General features: G+C 46.8%; 1 pseudogene. It reads left to right on the top strand.

Annotated features, from left to right (window positions below):
• Nucleotides 1–538: pseudogene (locus R8N49_RS29890) on the top strand (imidazolonepropionase); the annotation flags it as partial.

The following is a 538-nucleotide window of genomic DNA, read 5'->3' as shown; positions in this document are numbered from 1 at the left end:
AAAGACGAACTAAAAATGCTGCGTGCTGCAAAAGTCTTAGAACAAGAGCGTAAAGTCAAAATCACAACTACCCTTCTTGCCGCTCATGCTTTACCGCCTGAATTTGAAGGTCGCGCAGACGATTACATCGAACATATTTGTCAGGAAATCATCCCAATCGTCGCAGAGGAAAACTTGGCCACCAGTGTGGATGTGTTTTGTGAGTCTATCGGTTTTAATTTGGAGCAAACCGAAAAAGTATTTGCGACAGCGAAACAATATGGCTTACACGTAAAAGGCCACACAGAGCAGCTATCAAACCTTGGTGGCACTGAATTGACCGCACGATACAAAGGCCTTTCGGCTGACCATATCGAATATCTCGATGAAGACGGTGTGGTCGCCCTTTCGAAGTCCGATACCGTCGCCACACTACTACCCGGTGCTTTTTACTTCTTGAGAGAAACTCAGTTACCACCGATTGAGCTACTAAGGAAGTACCACGTGCCAATGGCTATCGCCACCGATGTAAACCCAGGTACGTCACCCTTTTCCGACC

The organism is Vibrio sp. 1978 (assembly GCF_033344345.1).
The sequence above is the reverse complement of the archived record's forward strand: the minus strand, read 5'-3'. Positions and strand labels throughout refer to the sequence as shown.